At 71.1% G+C, this 18438-nt stretch carries 15 protein-coding genes; 8 read left to right on the top strand and 7 right to left on the bottom strand.

Features of this window, described 5'->3' with window-relative positions:
* Nucleotides 1–4: 4 nt before the first annotated feature.
* The 4 genes from ACFY3D_RS26545 to ACFY3D_RS26560 all read left to right on the top strand — a co-directional run bounded on the left by ACFY3D_RS26545 (nt 5) and on the right by ACFY3D_RS26560 (nt 6192).
* Nucleotides 5–919: an ABC transporter permease gene (locus ACFY3D_RS26545; protein ID WP_350945940.1), complete on the top strand. Its 915-nt coding sequence runs from the start codon at nt 5–7 to the stop codon at nt 917–919.
* Nucleotides 916–3153: a dipeptide ABC transporter ATP-binding protein gene (locus ACFY3D_RS26550; protein WP_389983841.1), complete on the top strand. Its 2238-nt coding sequence runs from the start codon at nt 916–918 to the stop codon at nt 3151–3153. Before ACFY3D_RS26545 ends, ACFY3D_RS26550 begins: the two co-directional genes overlap by 4 nt.
* A 28-nt stretch (nt 3154–3181) precedes the next feature.
* Entirely contained in the window at nt 3182–4885 is a 1704-nt protein-coding gene (locus ACFY3D_RS26555) for an ABC transporter family substrate-binding protein (RefSeq protein WP_389983844.1), read from the top strand.
* A gap of 167 nt (nt 4886–5052) precedes the next feature.
* Nucleotides 5053–6192 (top strand): winged helix DNA-binding domain-containing protein, encoded by a 1140-nt coding sequence (locus tag ACFY3D_RS26560; RefSeq protein WP_389983847.1) that lies wholly within the window; start codon nt 5053–5055, stop codon nt 6190–6192.
* Nucleotides 6193–6295: 103 nt separating this feature from the next.
* Here the strand turns inward: ACFY3D_RS26560 and ACFY3D_RS26565 are convergent, their stop codons facing one another.
* From ACFY3D_RS26565 to ACFY3D_RS26585, 5 genes are all read right to left on the bottom strand, one after another.
* Entirely contained in the window at nt 6296–7291 is a 996-nt protein-coding gene (locus tag ACFY3D_RS26565) for a biotin-dependent carboxyltransferase family protein (protein ID WP_389983850.1), read from the bottom strand.
* Nucleotides 7288–7914 carry an allophanate hydrolase subunit 1 gene (locus ACFY3D_RS26570; RefSeq protein WP_389983853.1) on the bottom strand — a complete coding sequence of 209 codons (627 nt, stop codon included), beginning with the start codon at nt 7912–7914 and terminating at the stop codon, nt 7288–7290. The genes ACFY3D_RS26565 and ACFY3D_RS26570 overlap by 4 nt, the downstream gene beginning before the upstream one ends.
* Nucleotides 7911–8666: a LamB/YcsF family protein gene (locus ACFY3D_RS26575; protein ID WP_389983856.1), complete on the bottom strand. Its 756-nt coding sequence runs from the start codon at nt 8664–8666 to the stop codon at nt 7911–7913. Before ACFY3D_RS26575 ends, ACFY3D_RS26570 begins: the two co-directional genes overlap by 4 nt.
* A 7-nt stretch (nt 8667–8673) precedes the next feature.
* Complete coding sequence (locus ACFY3D_RS26580; protein WP_362902455.1) at nt 8674–10185, bottom strand: hypothetical protein; 1512 nt, start codon at nt 10183–10185, stop codon at nt 8674–8676.
* A gap of 206 nt (nt 10186–10391) precedes the next feature.
* Nucleotides 10392–10694, bottom strand: a complete 303-nt coding sequence (locus ACFY3D_RS26585; RefSeq protein WP_389983859.1) for a hypothetical protein — start codon at nt 10692–10694, stop codon at nt 10392–10394.
* Nucleotides 10695–11239: 545 nt separating this feature from the next.
* Between ACFY3D_RS26585 and ACFY3D_RS26590 the strand changes: the two genes are divergently transcribed.
* The 3 genes from ACFY3D_RS26590 to ACFY3D_RS26600 all read left to right on the top strand — a co-directional run bounded on the left by ACFY3D_RS26590 (nt 11240) and on the right by ACFY3D_RS26600 (nt 16318).
* Nucleotides 11240–13333 carry a SpoIIE family protein phosphatase gene (locus ACFY3D_RS26590; RefSeq protein ID WP_362902381.1) on the top strand — a complete coding sequence of 698 codons (2094 nt, stop codon included), beginning with the start codon at nt 11240–11242 and terminating at the stop codon, nt 13331–13333.
* Between the two features lie 310 nt (nt 13334–13643).
* On the top strand, nt 13644–15242 hold the full coding sequence (locus tag ACFY3D_RS26595; RefSeq protein ID WP_389983862.1) for an RNA polymerase sigma factor: 1599 nt from the start codon (nt 13644–13646) through the stop codon (nt 15240–15242).
* Between the two features lie 155 nt (nt 15243–15397).
* A complete protein-coding gene (locus tag ACFY3D_RS26600) occupies nt 15398–16318 on the top strand; it encodes a hypothetical protein (RefSeq protein WP_389983865.1) in 921 nt (306 codons plus the stop codon).
* A gap of 136 nt (nt 16319–16454) precedes the next feature.
* On the opposite strand, the gene ACFY3D_RS26605 is transcribed toward ACFY3D_RS26600, so the two are convergent.
* Nucleotides 16455–17195 (bottom strand): YaaA family protein, encoded by a 741-nt coding sequence (locus tag ACFY3D_RS26605; protein WP_389983868.1) that lies wholly within the window; start codon nt 17193–17195, stop codon nt 16455–16457.
* 46 nt (nt 17196–17241) lie between these two features.
* Here ACFY3D_RS26605 and ACFY3D_RS26610 point away from each other — a divergent pair, with 46 nt between their 5' ends.
* Complete coding sequence (locus tag ACFY3D_RS26610) at nt 17242–17952, top strand: GNAT family N-acetyltransferase (protein WP_389983871.1); 711 nt, start codon at nt 17242–17244, stop codon at nt 17950–17952.
* A gap of 17 nt (nt 17953–17969) precedes the next feature.
* Here ACFY3D_RS26610 and ACFY3D_RS26615 read toward each other — a convergent pair whose 3' ends face one another.
* Nucleotides 17970–18200, bottom strand: coding sequence for a hypothetical protein (locus ACFY3D_RS26615; RefSeq protein WP_350945954.1), 231 nt, complete (start codon nt 18198–18200; stop codon nt 17970–17972).
* Nucleotides 18201–18438 lie beyond the last annotated feature (238 nt).

An 18438-nucleotide genomic window follows, 5' to 3' on the forward strand; every position in this document is an offset into this window, starting at 1 on the left:
GGAGATGGCCATCGCCGACGAGGAGCTCGCCGAGCAGCAGTCGTCCGTCGACAGGATCAAGGCACCCTCGCGGCTGCGGGTGGTCGCGGGCCGCCTCCTGCGCTCGGGGCGGGGCAGGATCGGCCTCGCCCTGCTCGTGCTGATCTTCCTGCTCGCCTTCGCCGGGCCGCACCTCACCCGCTGGACGTACGTTTCGAAGGACTACACGGCCTTTCTCGCGCCTCCCTCCGCCGAGCACTGGTGGGGGACCCTGCAGACCGGCGCCGACGTGTACGCGGTCACGTTGCGCGGCCTGCGCAGGTCCCTGATCGTGGGCCTGCTCGCCGCGGTGGTCGGCACCGCGCTCGCGGCCGTGGTGGGCGCCTTCGCCGGATACTTCGGAGGCTGGACCGACCGGGCGCTGACCTGGCTGACCGACCTGCTGCTCGTGCTCCCGGCCTTCCTCATCCTGGCGATCATGTCCCCGCTCTTCGCCGGGAGGCAGTGGCCGGTGTTCGTGCTGGTGCTGGCGCTCTTCCTCTGGATGGTCACCTCGAAGATCGTCCGGAGCATGACCATCTCTCTCAGGGAGCGGGAGTTCATCCACGCGGCCAGGTTCATGGGCGTGCCCCCGACGAGGATCGTCTTCCGGCACGTGATCCCCAACATGTCCTCGCTGCTGGTCGTCGACGCCACGCTCAACGTCAGCGCCGCGATCCTCACCGAGACGTCCCTGTCCTACTTCGGTTTCGGCATCCAGCCGCCCGACGTCTCGCTGGGCAGCCTCATCGCCGACGGCGCGCGGACGGCCCTGTACGCCCCCTGGACGTTCTGGTTCTGCGCGGGTCTGCTGATCGTCACCGTGCTCGCGGTGAACCTGGTCGGCGACGCCCTGCGCGACGCCTTCGACCCCACGTCCCACGGGGCGGGTGACCGATGACGGGCGAGCGATTCTCGGGCACGACGTCCAGGGCCGGCGAGCGCGAGCCGGTGCCCGACCCGATCGCCCCCGTGCTCGAGGTGCGTGACCTCGACGTCACCTTCGGCTCGGGGCCCGGGGCGGTCCGCGCGGTCAGGGGCATGGGTTACGCGGTCCGTCCCGGCGAGGTGCTCGGTGTCGTCGGGGAGTCCGGCTCCGGCAAGTCGGTCACCTCGCTCGCCGTGATGGGCCTGCTCCCGGCGCACGCCCGCGTCACCGGCTCGGTCCGGCTGCTCGGGCAGGAGATCCTGGGCGCCCCGGAGAGGACGCTCACCGCGTTCCGCGGCAAGACCGTCTCCATGGTCTTCCAGGATCCGCTCTCCGCGCTCACCCCCGTGTACCGGGTCGGCGACCAGGTCGCCGAGGCGATCCGCGTCCACCAGCGGGTGGGCGCCGCCCAGGCGGCCAGGCGTGCGGTCGAACTGCTCGACCTGGTCGGCATCCCCGACGCCGCGCGGCGGGCCAGGGCGTTCCCGCACGAGTTCTCCGGTGGCATGCGCCAGCGCGCGGTGATCGCGATGGCGATCGCGAACGACCCCGACGTGATCCTCTGCGACGAGCCCACCACCGCGCTCGACGTGACCATCCAGGCGCAGGTGCTGGAGGTGCTGAAGACGGCGCAGCGTGAGACCGGCGCGGCGATCGTCGTCATCACCCACGACCTGGGGGTGGTGGCGGGGTTCGCCGACCGGGTCCTCGTCATGTACGCCGGGCGCCCCGTCGAGGTCGGCTCGGTGGACGAGGTCTACTACCGCAGTCGCATGCCGTACACCATGGGCCTGCTCGGCTCGGTCCCGCGCCTCGACCGCGGCAGGGGACGCCCGCTGGTGCCCATCGAGGGCGGCCCGCCGTCACCGGCGGCGCTGCCGCCGGGCTGCCCCTTCGAGCCGCGCTGCCCGATCGCCGTCCCGGCGTGCTCCGAGACCGAGCCGGAGCCGGAGCCCGTGGACTCGCCGGGCCACCTCGCGGCGTGCGTGCGCTCCGGCGAGATCGAGGCGGCGGGATGGTCACCGGACCAGGTCTACGGTGTGCGCGGACCGGCCACGGGCACCGCCACACGTGCCGCCGCCGCTCCCGCCCGGCGCCCCGCGAGCCCTGTGAGCCCTACCGACTCCACCGACTCCACCGACTCCATCGACTCCACCGGCCTCGCCGCTCCCGGCGTCGAGGAGCCGCCGCGCCCGCGCGAGGAGCGCGCCGTGGTCCTGCGGGTCGAGGGCCTGGTCAAGCACTACCCCCTGGTCGCCGGGACGCTCCTGCGGCGGAGGGTCGGCACGGTCCGCGCGGTGGACGGCGTCGGCTTCGACGTCCGCGAGGGCGAGACGCTCGGCCTGGTCGGCGAGTCGGGCTGCGGTAAGACCACCACCCTGATGGAGATCCTCGAACTGGCCGCACCGCAGCGCGGCAGGATCACGGTGCTGGGCCACGACACCTCAAGGATGAGCGCCCGCGACCGGATGGCCGTGCGGCGCGACATGCAGGTCGTCTTCCAGGATCCGCTCGCCTCGCTGGATCCGAGGATGACCGTCTACGACATTCTCGCCGAACCGCTGCGCGCGCACGGCGAACGGGACCCGGGGCCGAGGATCGGCGAGTTGCTCGACCTCGTCGGCCTGGAACCCGGCCACGCCGCCCGCTACCCGCAGGACTTCTCCGGGGGCCAGCGTCAGCGCATCGGCATCGCCCGTGCCCTCGCCCCGCGGCCCCGGCTGGTCGTGCTGGACGAGCCGGTCTCGGCGCTCGACGTGTCCATCCAGGCGGGGGTGCTCAACCTGCTGGAGGGGCTGAGGAGCCGCCTGGGCCTGTCGTACCTCATCGTCGCGCACGATCTGGCCGTGGTCCGGCACATCGCCGACCGGGTCGCGGTCATGTATCTGGGGAGGATCGCGGAGATCGGCCGGGTCGGCGCCGTCTACGACACCCCGCTGCATCCCTACACGCGGGCTCTGCTGTCGGCGGTCCCGCTTCCCGACCCGTTGCTGGAACGCTCCAGGAAGCGCGTCCTGCTGGAGGGGGACCTGCCGAGTCCCGCCGATCCTCCCTCCGGGTGCCGTTTCCGGACCCGCTGCCCCCTGTTCAAAACCCTCGGCGAGACCGACCGGCGACGCTGCGTGGACGAGGAGCCCTTGATACGGCAGGTCGGGGATGACCACGGCGTCTCATGCCACTTCGCCGAGAGGGCCGACGCCGGATGACCCAGCCGTATGCACCGGGAGGAACACCGTGATACCAATCCGGCGCGTGGGCGCGCTCGCCGCCGCGCTGGCCGTGGCCTTGGCCGTCGCACCGGGTCTCGCCGGGTGCGGGGGAGGGGGGAGGCCGGGCGGGCCGGTCTCCGTGATCAAGGCCTACGACGTCAACCCGGTGCCTCGCGAGCGGGTCGCGGACGGGGGCGTGCTCCGGTGGGGGATCAACGAGTATCCGTCCAACTGGAACCTCAATCACATCGACGGCAACCTGGCGACGGTCAAGAGGGTCATGGACGCCCTCATGCCCGCCCCCTTCCGCTCCGACGCCAAGGGGACGATCTCCCCGAACACCGACTACCTGTCCGAGGGCAGGGTCACCGCGCACGAGCCGGAGCAGGTCGTCACGCTGACCCTCAATCCGCGTGCCAGGTGGTCCGACGGCACCCCTATCACCTGGGAGGACTACCGCGCCCAGTGGCAGGCTTTGAGCGGCCGCGACGCCGGCTACCGGGTGGCGAGCACCACCGGTTACCGGAACATCGAGAAGGTCGACAGGGGCAGGGACGACCACCAGGTCGTGGTGACCTTCGCCAAACCCTTCGGCGACTGGCAGTCGCTGTTCGCGCCGCTGTATCCCCGGAGCACGAACGCCACCCCCGAGGCGTTCAACACCGCATGGCTGAACCGCGTCCCGGTGACCGCGGGCCCGTTCGAATTCGTGTCGTTCGACCCGACCGCCAAGACCGTCACGATCGCGCGGGACGAGCGCTGGTGGGGTGATCGGGCCAAGCTCGACCGGATCATCTACCGATCCCTGGAGAGCGACGCGCTGGTCGGGGCCTTCAGCAACGGCGAGCTCGACACCTTCGACGTCGGCCCGTCCGCGCCCGACTACGCGCGGGCCAGGAGCACCCCGGACGCGATCGTGCGGCAGGCGGCGGGCCCCGACTTCCGGCACATCACGATGAACGGCGAGAGCGCCCTGCTGTCCGACCAGAAGGTCCGCAGGGCCGTCGCGATGGGCATCGACCGTCAGGTCATCGCCCGGTCGGACCTCCAGGGCCTCGACTGGCCGATCGTGCTGCTCAACAACCACTTCTTCATGAACACCCAGGAGGGATACCAGGACAACGCCGGTGAGATCGGCACGTACGACCCGGGCAGGGCGGGGAGGGAGCTGGACGCCGCGGGCTGGAAACTGGAGGGCCGGACCCGCAGGAAGGCGGGGAGGGAGCTGAACCTGCGGTTCGTCCTGCCGTCGGGCCTGCAGCTCGCCAAATCCGAGGCCGAGCTCGTCCAGGACATGCTCGGCCGTATCGGGGTCGGGGTCACCCTCCAGTCGGTACCGACGGACGACTACTTCACCAAATACATAATTCCTGGCAATTACGACATCACCGCGTTCGCGTATGTGGGCACGCCCTTTCCCGTCTCCAGCTCCTACGGCCAGTACGCCGACGCCGTCAGGCTCCCCGACGGCACCAGGCAGTGGAACGCCAACCTCGGCCGCATCGGATCCCGGCGGATCGACGCCGCCATGAACAAGGCGACCGCCGACCTCGACCACGCGAGGGCCGTCGCCGACACCAACACCGCGGACAAGCTCATCTGGCAGGCGGTCAACGTGGTGACGCTCTACCAGCGACCGCAGATCGTCGCGGTCAAGAGCGATCTCGCCAACTTCGGAGCCCGAGGCTTCTATGACCTGAAATATCAGGACATCGGCTTCGTTCGTTGACGCTCGTTCCACCCCGAAGGCCGGTCGACGCCCGTCTCGCCCCGCAGGACGGAGACGCCCGGGTACGGCGATCGGACGACGGAGTCACGAAGGCCGGAGCGTCGGCGCCCGTTCCCGTGACCACGGGCGGGTCGCGTTCTGTCGGGGAGGACGTGTAGAAGTCGGTCATGGCTATCTCGGTGACCTGGCCCCAGGTGCTCGCCTGGCGGCTGAAGCGGCAGTTCGTCGATCCGGCGGACGGACCCGACGCGGTGTCCGTCGTGCGCAGGCTCACCGGGGTGCAGGCGCAGGTGGCCTCCTCGGCCGAGCTGGCGGTGGCCGTGCGCAGCGCGCGGCCCGATCGCGGTGAGATCGACCGCGCCCTGTGGCGAGATCGCACCCTGGTCAAGACCTGGACGGCGCGCGGCACCCTCCACCTCGTCCCCGGCGACGAGCTCGCCTCCTACGCCGCGGTCCTCGGCTCGTTCCGCAACTGGGACAAAGGCTCCTGGCAGCGCGGTCACGGCGTCACCGCCGCCGAGGTCGCCGCCATCCTCGACGCCGTCCCCAAGGCGCTCGCGGGGCGCGCCCTCACCCGCGAGGAGCTGGTCGACGGCGTGATCGAGGTCACCGGCGACGCACATCTGAGGGAGGCTCTCACCTCCGGCTGGGGCGCCCTGCTCAAGCCGCTGAGCTTCCTCGGCGAGCTCTGCCACGGTCCGCCGCGCGGGGGCCGGGTGACCTTCGCCCGCCCTCGCGACCAGGTGCCCGGCTGGCCCGACGTGCTCCCCTCCGCGGAGGAGGCCGGGGTGCGCCTGCTCCGTTCCTTCCTCGGTGCCCACGGCCCCGGCGCCCCCGAGACGTTCGACGGCTGGCTCTACCGGGGAGCCGCCCGCAAGGCGACGCTGCGCGGCTGGTTCCGCGACCTCACGCCCGAGCTGGCCGAGATCGAGGTGGAGGGCCGGCCGATGGTCGTGCTCGCCGAGCACCTCGACGATCTGGCCACGACCCGGCCCGCGACAGGGGTTCACCTCCTGCCCGGCTTCGACCAGTACATCTTGGGAGCGCCCCGCGACCTGGAGCCCCTCCTGCCCGCCGAGGCGAAGTCGAAGGTGAGCCGGGCCGCCGGCTGGATCTCCCCGGTCGTCGTCCACCAGGGCCGGGTGGCCGGGGTCTGGGAGGCGAAGGACGGGAAGATCACCGTCGACCTCCTGGAGGAGGTCCCCGCCGCCGCCCTCGCCGCCGAGATCGAACGGGTCTCCGCTCTCCTTCGCCGACCACGGGGAGGTGGACGAACTCCTCCGGGCGAGGTCGGGCTCATCGTCTGACCGCCCCGGGGTGAGCCCTACAGGGGTTTCGCGAACTCCCAGCCCCGCTCCGGTGACCCGTACGCTCGCCGCGGCCTGTGACGGCCGGACCGCCGTGGGCGGGTCAGTCGCGGCGGAATCGTACCCGGTCGCCAGGGCGGAGCTGGGCGGCCCGGGCGAGGCTCGCCGAGGTCAGGACGGCGATGACCGGGTAGCCGCCGGTCGGCGGGTGGTCGGCGAGGAACACGATCGGCTGGCCGCCGGGCGGCACCTGGACGGCCCCCGCCACCATGCCCTCACTCGGCAGTTCCCCGCTCCTGGCTCGTTCCAGGTGGGCGCCGCGCATTCGCACGCCCACCCGGTTGCTGTCCTGGCTGACCTCGTACGGCCCCGCGCACAGGGTGGCGAGGGCTCCGGGGACGAACCAGTCGTCGCGAGGACCGGGAAGAACCCGCAGGACGCCCCTCCCGAGCTCCGGCGAGGGCGCCGCGTCCACGGTGATCGGCGGCAGGTCTCCGGTCGGCCCCACGGGCAGTACCGTCCCGGTGCGCAGCGGGGGAGGCCCCAGCCCGGACAGGGAGTCGGCGGACCGGCTTCCCATCGTGATGGGAACGTCGACGCCGCCCCGGACGGCGACGTAGGTGCGCAGACCGGCCCCGGGCGTCCCCAGGCGCAGTTCGCCCCCCGCGGGAACCCAGAAGGGCGCGCACATCGCCTGCGGCACCGTCACTCGCCGGAGCCTCCCTTGTGGAGAGGCCTCGCCGGCGGAGATCCCGCTCGTGGGCGTCCCCGCGGGGGAGGATCGGCTCGTGGACGCCGGAGCCCCGCCCGGAGAGACCGGGCCCGTCCCGCCGGGCACCGTCTCGTACGGTCGCACGAGGTCCAGGGGGCAGGCGGCGCCGGTGACGGCGGTCCAGGCCCCGGTGGTGAAGCGAAGCCGGGCCCCGCCGAAGGTCAGCTCGATCCCGGCGGCGTTCTGCGGGTTGCCGACCAGGCGGTTGGCCAGTCGCAGGCTCGGCTCGTCGGCCGCACCCGAGCGGGGCACCCCGAGGTGGGCGTACCCCGGCCGGCCGAGGTCCTGCACGGTGGCGTAAGGGCCGGGCGCGATCACCTCGATCATGGCTCGCCGACCGCGAGGAAGCGCACCCGCGTCCCCGGCGTGAGCAGGGCGGGCGGGTCGGCGGCCACGTCCCACACCGCGGTCGCCGAGCGGCCGAGCAGCCGCCAGCCACCGGGTGAGGCCGAGGGATAGACCGCCGAGTAGGGGCCGGCGACGGCCACCGCCCCGGCGGGCACCGAGGTCCGCGGGGTGTCCAGCCGGGGGACGTGCAGAGCCGGGTCCAGCCCCGTGAGGTAGGCGAAACCGGGGGCGAAGCCCAGCCAGCCCACCACCAGCTCCCGCCCGGTGTGCCGCTCGACCACCTCCTGCGGGGAGAGGCCGCTCAGCGCGGCGACCTCGTGGAGGTCGGCGCCGTCGTACACGACGGGGAGGGTCACCTCCTGCGTGCCCGCGGCCACCGCGGCGTCCGCGGCGGTCACCGTGGCGAGCAGGCGGAGGAGCTCGTCCCGCAGACGAGCGGGATCGGCCCCCGGCGCGGTGACGAGGACCGTGACGGGGCCGGGCACGATCTCGACCACCCCTCGGGGCCGGTCGGCCCGCAGCAGCGCGTCCAGCCGGTGGGAGATCTCCAGCGAGCCGGTCTCCACCAGCAGCGCGTGCTCCCCGGCCCGCCGGACGCTCACGCGAAGGACCTCAGCGTCACTCCCGCCTCCACCAGGCCGTCGCGCACGGCACGGGCCATCAGCACGGCGCCGGGGGTGTCGCCGTGCACGCAGATCGAGCGCGCCTCGACGGGCACTCGCGAGCCGTCCACCGCCTCGACCACCCGCTCGGTCGCCATCCGCACGGCCCGGTCCGCGACCGTGCCCGGGTCGTGCAGCACCGCGCCGGGGGAGCGGCGGGAGACCAGCGCTCCCGTGCCGGTGTACGCGCGGTCGGCGAAGGCCTCGACGACGGTGGTGACCCCCTCCCCGGCGGCGATCTCGTGAACCACGGAGCCGGGCAGGGTGAGCAGGGGCAGATCCCGGTCGTAGTCGGCGACCGCCGCCACGACGGCCCCGGCCTGCTCGGGATCGCGGCAGATCCGGTTGTACAGCGCGCCGTGCGGTTTGACGTAGGAGACCCGGCCGCCCATCGCCCTCGCGATGCCGTCCACCGCTCCCAGCTGGTAGAGCACCTCGGCGCAGAGCTCCTCGGGATCGACGTCCATCTCGCGGCGGCCGAACCCGGCCAGGTCCCGGTAGGAGACCTGGGCGCCGATCGTCACTCCGCGGTCGACCGCCGCCGCGCACGTGCGCCGGATGTTCAACGGATCGCCCGCGTGAAACCCGCAGGCGATGTTGGCGCTGGTCACGACGTCGAGGAGGGCGTCGTCGTCGCCCAGCCTCCAGATCCCGAAGCTCTCACCCAGATCGGCGTTGAGATCGATCACCATGGCTCACCTACACCGGAGGTTCGTCGGGAATGTCCGCGATGTCATCGAGGGCGATGGCCAGTTCCTCGGGGTCGTCCCCGATGCGCTCGGCGATCTCGATCAGCACGTGCAGCACGTCGTGCCGGTCGTGACCCAGGTCGAGCAGCCGCTGCGCCGCCTCCCAGAGCTGCGGAGGATCGCCCTCCCAGAGCCTGGCGGCGATCTCCTCGTGCCAGGCGAGGTGCTCGTCGTAGTCGCGCCGGTCGAGCTCCCCCGCGTGGTCGATCCCCAGCAGGATCCGCCGGTCGGTGTCGTCGGCGGGGTTGAGCAGGCTGAGCTTGATCTCACCGTGCGTACCCTGCAGGAAGGGGAACGCGAACACCCGCCTGGCCAGCGCCGACAGGTCGCCGTCCGGCAGCAGTCGGTCGAGCAGGTCGCGGTCGAGCCCGAAGGTCGTCGGGTCGCGGTAGGACTCCGCGAACTTGCCCGTCGCCTCCCAGATCGCGTCGAGCGTGGCCCGCAGCCCCTCGTCGGGCAGTCCGGTCCTGCCCGCGGCGAACCGCGCCCACGCGCCCAGCACGTGCGGCACCGCCTCCTGCTCGGCGGTGCTGAGCATCACCTTGCGCGGCAGCCAGTCGAGGAGGAACGTCTCGCACTTGGTCGGGCTCACCCGGAGCGGGCGGCCGAAATCCTGGTCGCAGCCGTAGTCGATGATGTGGTCGGCGCACCGGGAGGCCGCCGAGGGGTCGGACAGGTGCTCGGCCGCGTCCGAGGAGAGGAACTCGGCCGCCAGCATCGCCCGGCGGTCACGGCTGTAGGGGGCCTCGCTGTGCAGCGGGGCCGGCCGCTTCCTGCCTGGCGGCAGAGCCTTGATCCGGGACCTGGCGAAGGCGTGGTAGGCGCTGTAGCTGTCGCTGACCGGCACGGTCGTCCTGCGCTGGCCGTACTCGGCGGTGGCCTTCATGGCCGATTCGAGCAGCGCCCTGGCCTGCTGAGGTTCGATCTCCCCGAACCTGAGCATCGGGTTGCCCTCGGCCTCGGCCCTGGCCTGCTCCAGCAGCTTGTCGACGTGCGAGGAGACCCAGGCGTCACGGGCGATGCCGCGCATGTTGTAGTCGACGATCACCACCAGCGCGTGCCGCTCCTCGACGCTGTCGGCGCCCCGGTAGCCGAAGGTGCACACCACGGTGTCCTGGTCGCCGTACGCGTCGCGGGAGACGAAGCAGCCGGTCGTCTTGACCACGCCCAGCCGGTCGGCCCAGCGCGGCCTGGCCACGTCGCGCTCCATGAGCGCCAGCGCGGCGCCCTCGGCCTTGGCGGCCTGGCGGGCCGTGCCGAGGTAGGCGAGCGCGATCAGCAGGGTGAGCGCGGCGGGCGAGCCCGCCTTGGCCGCGTAGTCGACCAGGCCCTCGCCGAGGACCTGCTCGGCGTCCCCTCGGCGCAGCCGGCGCCCCCACCAGGCTCCGATCATGTCGGAGACCATGAGCTCGGCGTCCAGCGGGCTGCGTACGGCCAGTAGCTCGCGAGCGGCGAGCAACATCTCGGCGAAGACCGCCTCGGGGGACTGGCTCTCCCTGAGGTCTCGACGATGTCGCCGGCTCAAGCAGCCTCCCCCGTCGGGCGATTCAGCCCATCACGGGCGCCGCCGCCGCGTCGATCGGCCCGCTCGCTTCCCTCGCTCACGTCCCAACCTTCTCGCATTCCCGGGCCAAACGGTGCGTAGAAGACGGCCGGGTGCTCCCGATGTTACCGGGGACCGCGGGATGGCGGCGCGGAGTTGACAAGGGCGAGCAGATGCTCGCGGGCGACGCGCTCGACGATCTCGGCCGTCGGCTCGATGCCGAGATGCTCGGCGCAGGCGCGGACCTCGGCCACGCACCTGTCGACGGTGTCGAGGGAGATCGTCGGGAACTCGGCGGCCAGGTGAGAGGTGACCGGCTCGTGGAGGGCCGCCTCGGGCACAGAGGACGCCGAGGACGCCGAGGGCGCCGAGGGCGCGGCGAGGGTCGTCGCGGAAGGCCCGCCGAGGCGGGTGGCAAGAATGGGCATGGAAGTCGCATTCCTCCGGAGTTTCCCGGGGGCATCCCCCGGATGTGTCGGCGAGGACGTGCGTTTTCATTTCACAACTTATCTCGGGACTGTCAACCCTTGGCGCCGTGATATGGGAAGCTGACCCCGTGTCTTGACTGAATCCTGCAACAGCCGAGTAAGTGAGTGTTACCGAACAGGGAGCCGAATTGACGGCGAGTCAGTAGCCTGATCTCGCCTGCAAGCCCTACGGAGATGAGGTGGGCAGTTGCCGGGACGGTCCGGCCCGATCCTGCTATGGTCCTGGCCGCAAACGTTCGGAGACGCGGTGCCGCCCGGTCGGCGCCCGTGTGGAAGCCCCCTCGCATCGGCGCGAGGGTTCCGGTCGTCGGAGCGGCGGCGTTCCCAGGGTGCGCTGACCGCATCCTGGGCGGGGCTTCCGTCCACACCTGCCCATCGCCGATGATGTACTCCAGGATCCGGTCCCCCGGAGCCGCGCTACGCCAATTCGCAAGTTTGGAGATGTGCCTCGTGGGAGACCCTGGCACGCGACGGAGGTGCCGACCATGAGCGCCGAAACCTCCGTGCCCCGTCCCCGGGAGTCGGGTGTGGACATCTCAGACTCCGGCCTGCTGCAGGGCCTGCTGTCGCAGTCGCCGTTCGCCTTCGCGTTCTTCGACCCCGACGGCCGTTTCGAGCGCGTCGACGAGGTCTTCGCCGACGTGGTCGGCCTGCCCGCCGAGCGCCTGGTCGGCCGCCTCCCCGGTGATCTGCTCTCCGCCGACCTGACCGCCCTGATCCAGGGCTCGGTCCGCGGCATCGTGGCGGGGGCCGAGGTCGAGGGCGACCAGCGGATCCGGGTGCGCACCGCCGACGGCGCGACCCACCACTGGTCGCTGACCTTCTCCCCGATCCACGACGACAAGGGCACGCTCCAGGCGATCTGCCTGGTCGGCGTCGACATCACCGACAGCAGGCAGGTCGAGGAGAAGCTCAGGCGCAGCGAGGAGCGCTATCGCTCGCTGGTCGAGGCCCAGTCCCAGCTCGTGTGGATCACCGCGCCCACCGGCGTCGTGGAGGAGGACGCGCCGCAGTGGCGGGCCATCACCGGTCAGAGGATCGATGAATACCTCGCCCACGGCTGGCTGGAGGCCGTCCACCCCGACGACCGCCCGCACACCGAGGAGGCGTGGCGTGAGGCGTTGCGCGGCCGGACCATGTTCGAGTGGAGTTACCGGGTCCGCACCCGGGCCAGCGGCTACCGGCACTTCGAGGTGCGCGCCGTCCCGATCATTCGGCACAATCGGGTCGTCGAGTGGGTGGGCGCCAACACCGACGTCACCCCGCAGCGCGAGGCCGAGGAGATGCGCGGCCGCCTGACCGACCAGCTCGGCGCCGCGGCTCTGCGGACCGCGCGCCTGCAGGGCGCCACGGCGATACTCGCCGAGGCGCTCACCGTCGAGCAGGTGGTCCAGGTGATCATCGACGTGGGGCGTACGGCCCTGGCGGCCGATCGCTCGGCCGTGGCGCTGCTCGACGTCGACCGGGCCGCGCTGAAGCTGGTCAACAGCGGAGGCATCCCCGACGTCCCCGGCGCGCCCGGCGAGGAGATCCCGCTTTCGCACTCCAGCGTGATGACCATGGCGGTCAACAGCCGGCGCCCGGTCTTCGCCGAGTCGCCGGAGAGCCTGAGGGCCCAGCTGGTCGACGCGGGTGGCGACAGCGAGGAGATCACCGGGTTCATCGACCACAGCGACGAGCGGGCCTGGGTGGGCCTGCCGCTGCTGGCCGCGGGGCGGGCGCTCGGCGCGCTGAGGTTCTCCTTCACCCGCCCGCAGAAGATCTCCCAGGAGGACGGGGTGTTCCTGGAGGCGCTCGCGGGTCAGTGCGCCCTCGCCGTCGAGCGGGCCACCCTGTTCGAGCGCGAGCACCGCACGGCGGAGACGCTCCAGCGCAGCCTGCTGCCCGATCGTCTGCCGGTGGTCCGGGGCCTGGTCCTCGCCCAGCGGTTCCGCTCGGGGAGCCGCCACGTGCAGGTCGGCGGCGACTGGTACGACGCGTTCGTCCTCCAGGACGGCCGGGTCGCGGCGGTGGTCGGCGACGTCATGGGCAAGGGCGTCAAGGCCGCGGCGGGAATGGGGCGCATCCGCAACGCCATGCGGGCCCTGGCGCTGACCAACCCGCCGCCCGCCGCGGTGCTCACAGGGCTCGACAGGGTCTTCGAGGCCACCGAGGAGGAGGAGCAGGTCACGACTCTCGCCTACATGGTCGTCGAGCCGGGCACCGGGGAGGGCACGCTCGCGCTCGCCGGTCACCCGCCTCCGCTGCTGGTCTCCCCGCAGGGCGTGCCGCTGCTGTGCGACGGCGAGCCAGGCACACCGCTGGGCTGGCCCACGAGCCGCCGGCAGTTCAGGTTCTGTGTCCCGCCGGGCCACACCGCTGTCCTGTATTCGGACGGTCTGGTGGAGAATCGCAAGCGTGGCCTCGATGCCGGGCTTGCCGATCTTTGTTCTGTCGTGAACGAAGCGCCCGCCGAAGTGGTGGGAAGCCCGCACATGTTGCTAGATTTTCTTGTCGATCGCATGCTGTCCGGATATGAGCAGGATGACGACGTCACAGTGCTCGCGATCCACGTTCCCCTCGCCACGAAGAGTGACTGAATGAAACAGTCATAACGGTTGCTTTCGGGTATCGGTGCCTCGCTTCCGTACGCACTACTCTCTTGGTCGGCCTAGGGTGGAGGGCAACCGCCAGGAGGCGGCCGTATGGATCACGGTGTCATGCCACAATGCTGGACAGGTGCGTCGCGGTTAGCGCGGCCTCGCTAATCACAACTAGAGGCATAACTGCCCCTGGTTGGGCATCTGGGTCCATTCTCGTCACGCTTTCCTTCGAGAGGTGTTCGTGTCGCCTGCAAGTTCGACTCGCTCGAAGCCATCCGAGCTGAACGAGCCCGTCATTCAGCAGCTGATGGAGCGGGGGCGCTCGCAGGGGTTCCTCGAGTCCGAGGATGTCCGCAAGGCCGTCGAGGAAGCGGACATTCCGATGGCGCAGGTCGCTGGAATCCTGCGAAGCCTTAGCAAAGAGGGCATCACAGTACGGCTGACCGCCGAGGACTCCGCGGCTCCCAAGAAGCCCCGCACTCCCGCCAAACGCCGCACCGCCCCGGCCACGCCCGCCGCCGTCAAGAAGACCAAGACCGCGGCGGCGGCCAAGGAGCAGCCGGAGACCGTCACCGCGGTCGTCAGCGGCTCCGAGCCCGCCGCGGCCGCGGCCAAGAAGCCGGCGGCCCCGGTGAAGGCGGCTTCGGCCAAGACGGCTCCGGCCAAGAAGGTCGCCCCGGCCGCCAAGAAGCCGGTTCCCGCCCCGCCGCCGAAGAAGGCCGGTCCCGCAGCCGCGGTCCCGGCTCCCGCGTCCGCGCCGAAGCCGGTCACCGGTGACGACGACGAGGTCATCGACCTCGAGGACGTCGAGATCGAGGACTTCGACCTGGAGGCCGTGGCCGAGGTCGAGGTCGAGGTCGAAGTCGAGGTGGAAGCCGAGGCCGAGACCGAGGAGGAGCCCAAGGTCGAGGTCGTCGAGGTGAACGAGGACGAGGTCCTCATCCTCACCGACGACGACGATGACGCCCCGGTGCCTCAGGTCGCCGCCGCCGGTGCCACCGCCGACCCGGTCAAGGACTACCTCAAGCAGATCGGTAAGGTCCCCCTGCTCAACGCCGAGCAGGAGGTCGAGCTCGCCAAGCGCATCGAGGCCGGTCTGTTCGCCGAGGAGCAGCTCGGCAGCGACGGCGAGAAGCTCCCGGTCGACGTCCGCGCCGAGCTGGAGTGGATCGCCGAGGACGGCCGCCGGGCCAAGAACCACCTGCTGGAGGCGAACCTCCGCCTCGTGGTCTCGCTGGCCAAGCGCTACACGGGACGCGGAATGCTCTTCCTGGACCTGATCCAGGAGGGCAACCTGGGCCTGATCCGCGCGGTCGAGAAGTTCGACTACACCAAGGGCTACAAGTTCTCCACCTACGCCACGTGGTGGATCCGGCAGGCGATCACCCGCGCCATGGCCGACCAGGCGCGGACCATCCGCATCCCGGTCCACATGGTCGAAGTGATCAACAAGCTGGCCCGTGTCCAGCGGCAGATGCTCCAGGACCTCGGGCGCGAGCCCACCCCGGAGGAGCTGGCCCGCGAGCTCGACATGACCCCCGAGAAGGTCGTCGAGGTCCAGAAGTACGGTCGCGAGCCGATCTCCCTGCACACCCCGCTGGGTGAGGAGGGAGACAGCGAGTTCGGTGACCTCATCGAGGACTCCGAGGCCATCGTTCCTGCGGACGCGGTCAGTTTCACGCTTCTGCAGGAGCAGCTCCACTCCGTTCTGGACACGCTGTCCGAGCGCGAGGCGGGCGTGGTCTCGATGCGCTTCGGCCTGACCGACGGTCAGCCGAAGACGCTGGACGAGATCGGCAAGGTCTACGGGGTGACGCGCGAGCGCATCCGGCAGATCGAGTCCAAGACGATGTCCAAGCTCCGCCACCCGTCCCGGTCCCAGGTCCTGCGCGACTACCTCGACTGAGACTTCCTGACAGGGGGGCCGTGCCATATGGTGCGGCCCCTCCTGTCGTTAACGAGGGCGTAACAGATCGGTAGCACGTCATGTGAAGCAGCCTCCTAGGCTGCCGCCTCATGGGTGTGGCCGAAGTCGACAGAGTTCGCGCACGAGGACTGCGGTTGATCGTCGATCGTCCGTGGGCGGACGCGATGCTCGATGAGGCGGTCGTCGCGGTGCGCCGGAAGATCTTCGAAGCCGGTACGATCGCGATCGGCGCGGCCCGCGGCGATCCGGAGGGCCGTGCGCTGAGGATCGAGGCGCTGGCCAAGGCGGCCGTCGGTCACAGCCGTGCCATAGAGGCGTTGGCGGCCCGTGACCGGGCCAACCCCGACCTCTGGCTCTGGCTCGGGCGCACCCGCATCGAGGAAGCCTGGACGATCAAGCCGGATGTCAAGGCGCGGGCCGTGCAGGCGCAGCGCACACAGGCGTTCCAGGGAGCGATGGAGTCGGCCAGGATGCCGCTTTTCGCCGCCGTCTCGCTCGCGCCGTCCGATCCGGTGCCCTGGGAATCGATCATGTGGCTCTATCTCGGTCTCGACCGGCCGCGTCAGGAGAAGGACGCGGTCTGGTACGAGGCCGTTCGGCGTTATCCGACGCTGTTCCCGGCCCACGTGGCCCGGCTCATGACGTTGTCCCCCGCCTGGGGCGGCAGTGCCCAGGAGATGCTGGAGTTCGCCAGGCAGGCCGTCTCGCGGGCACCCGACGGGGATCCGATGGCGTCCCTGGTGCCGCTGGCCCACTTCGAGCAGGTGGCCGCGGGGCGGTCGCCGATGTCGCGCGGCGGCTGGTTCTCCGACGGGGCGCTGCGGGAGGTCGTCTCGCATTCGGGGCGCTGGCTGGGAAATGACAGCCACCCCCGATCGATCGAGGCGCACAACCTGTTCGGGGCCGCCTTCTATCTGGCAGACCTTCGGCGGCCCGCGCGCGGGCACCTGATGCGGACGAAAGGCAGGGGGAGCACACTGCCCTGGTCCTATCTCGGAGATCCCGCCCAGCAGTTTCAGCGGGCCTGCGGGCGGCTGCACCTCGTCGCGGCGTGAACCCGGGGCCCCTCCCGCGCGGGGCTCCCGCCCGTCCACCGGCTCGATCACCGGCTGGTCGTCCCGGTGCCCTCCCGCGCGGGGCTCCCGCCCGCCACGTCCTCGTCACGGCTCGGGGAAAGGAGCCCACGGCGCGTCATGTCACGATGTCGAGTGTCCACGAACGGTTCCCCGTGGGCGGGGCGTGGAGGACGACGGAGTGGCCGAGGTGATCCAGAACCTTGACGAGCTCCTCGGGACTCTCCGGATCGGCTCCGCTTTCCAGCAGGGAGCGGGCGATCAGGCCGCGGGTGGCCTTGGCCATGTGGCTGACCACCTTCCCGTCCCTGAGCACCCGTACCGCCACCGCCCGGCCGCCTGGCCGCCACGCGGCCGCGTACGTGCTGGAGCGCAGGTCCACGACGAGGCCGGGTTCGGTGTCGAGCAGGGGGGCGACCGATCGGCGCCAGAAGGCGCCCAGGCCGCCGAGCGGCGGCAGCCGCACCCCCATCGACAGCCGGTAGGGCGGCACGCGGTCGCCGACCCGCAGCAGACCCCAGAGGCCGGAGAAGATCAGCAGGCTCTCCGAGGCCCGCGCCGCCGCCTGAGGGGAGAGCGAGGCCAGGCCGAGGTTGTCGTAGAGGACGCCGGTGTACAGGTCGGCCGCGGCCAGTGCCGGCGCGGTCCGCAGAAGCAGGTTTCCGCCGACCTCACCGGCCTGTCCCGGCGACAGGCCGAGCACATCCCGCGCGGCCGGTCCCCGGCACAGCGCGATGAGCGCTTCCAGGACGAGTTCCCTGGGCGGGCCGAGGGCGGGAAAACTCAACCGGGACAGGTCGAGGGCGGGGCCGTCGCCCCGCGCGGCCTTTCCCTCGGATGGAGGCAGCAGAATCAGCACAGTCGCCGAGCGTAGTGGGGCGATCGGGGAGTTAGGATCCTTCAGCATGATCGATGAGGCCTTTGACCGGCTGGTCGACCAGGCATGGCCGGCGCTCCAACGGGTGGAGGCCGGGTGCTGGACGCTGCGCGCCGCGAACGGGGTGACCAAGCGGGCCAACTCCGTGCTGCCGCTGGGCGAGCCCGGGGACCTGGAGGCGGCCATCGAGGGGGCCGAGAAGTTCTATGCCGACCGAGGGCTGCCCTGCGTCTTCTCCGTGGGAGGCGGGGCCACGCCGGGTCTGGACGCGTCGCTGGAGGCGCGCGGCTACGGGGTGGTGGATCCCACACTGGTCATGACGGCGCGCCTTGGGCCGGGGGGAGAGGCCGAAGAGGAGGTCGAGCTCGCTGAGATGCCCTCACAGGCGTGGTTGGACGCCTGGTGGAGCGTGGACGGGAGGTTCGGTGGCGACGGTCTGCCGACGGCCGCGCGAATCCTCACCGGCGTGCCCGCGGTGTACGCCTCGCTCGGCGGAGATGCCGTCGGGCGGGGTGTGGTCCAGGGGGAGTGGTTCGGGATCTACTCCATGGCTGTGATGCCGCACGCGCGGCGCAGGGGCCATGGACGGAAGGTGTTGCGTGCCCTGCTCTCGCATGCGCGGGCGCAGGGCACACAGCGGGCATATTTAGTCGTCGTGGAGTCGAACACCGCTGCCAGGACGCTCTACGAGCGGCAGGGCTTCACGGTGGCGGGCCGATATCACTATCGGGTCCGATGATGGCTCCATTCGTCTGGTTATCGTTCGTCGTTGCCTGCCGTTGCCGGGGTGTCGCTGAGACGAGCGGACTCGTCCTGGATGATGGCGCCCTTGTCTCTCAGCACGGCCACGTGCTGACGCCCGTGGTGGGCGCAGAACAGCAGCTCCCCGCCCACGGGCAGGGTCGCGCGGATGTAAGCCTGGGCGCCGCACCGGTCACAGCGGTCAGCAGCTGTGAGCTGCTTGGCGGGGGCGAGGGTTCCAGTCACGTATCGCCTTTCAGGTCATCCCCTGAGGTGGAGGATCTGGCGTCAGTCACTTGAGAGAACATCTAACCCGATACGAACGTTCCCAACCGACCCCCTGCTACGCCCAGAGCGGAAAGTGTCCGAAAGTAACGATGATCACACCGGATGTAACGTACGAACCCACCGGATGGCAAGCTTGTACCCGTCGCGGTGGGAAGAACGGTAAGCTGCGCACACGTGTTCGACAGAGTGGGAGTGG

The organism is Streptosporangium sp. NPDC000509 (assembly GCF_042898365.1).
Lineage (GTDB): Bacteria > Actinomycetota > Actinomycetes > Streptosporangiales > Streptosporangiaceae > Streptosporangium.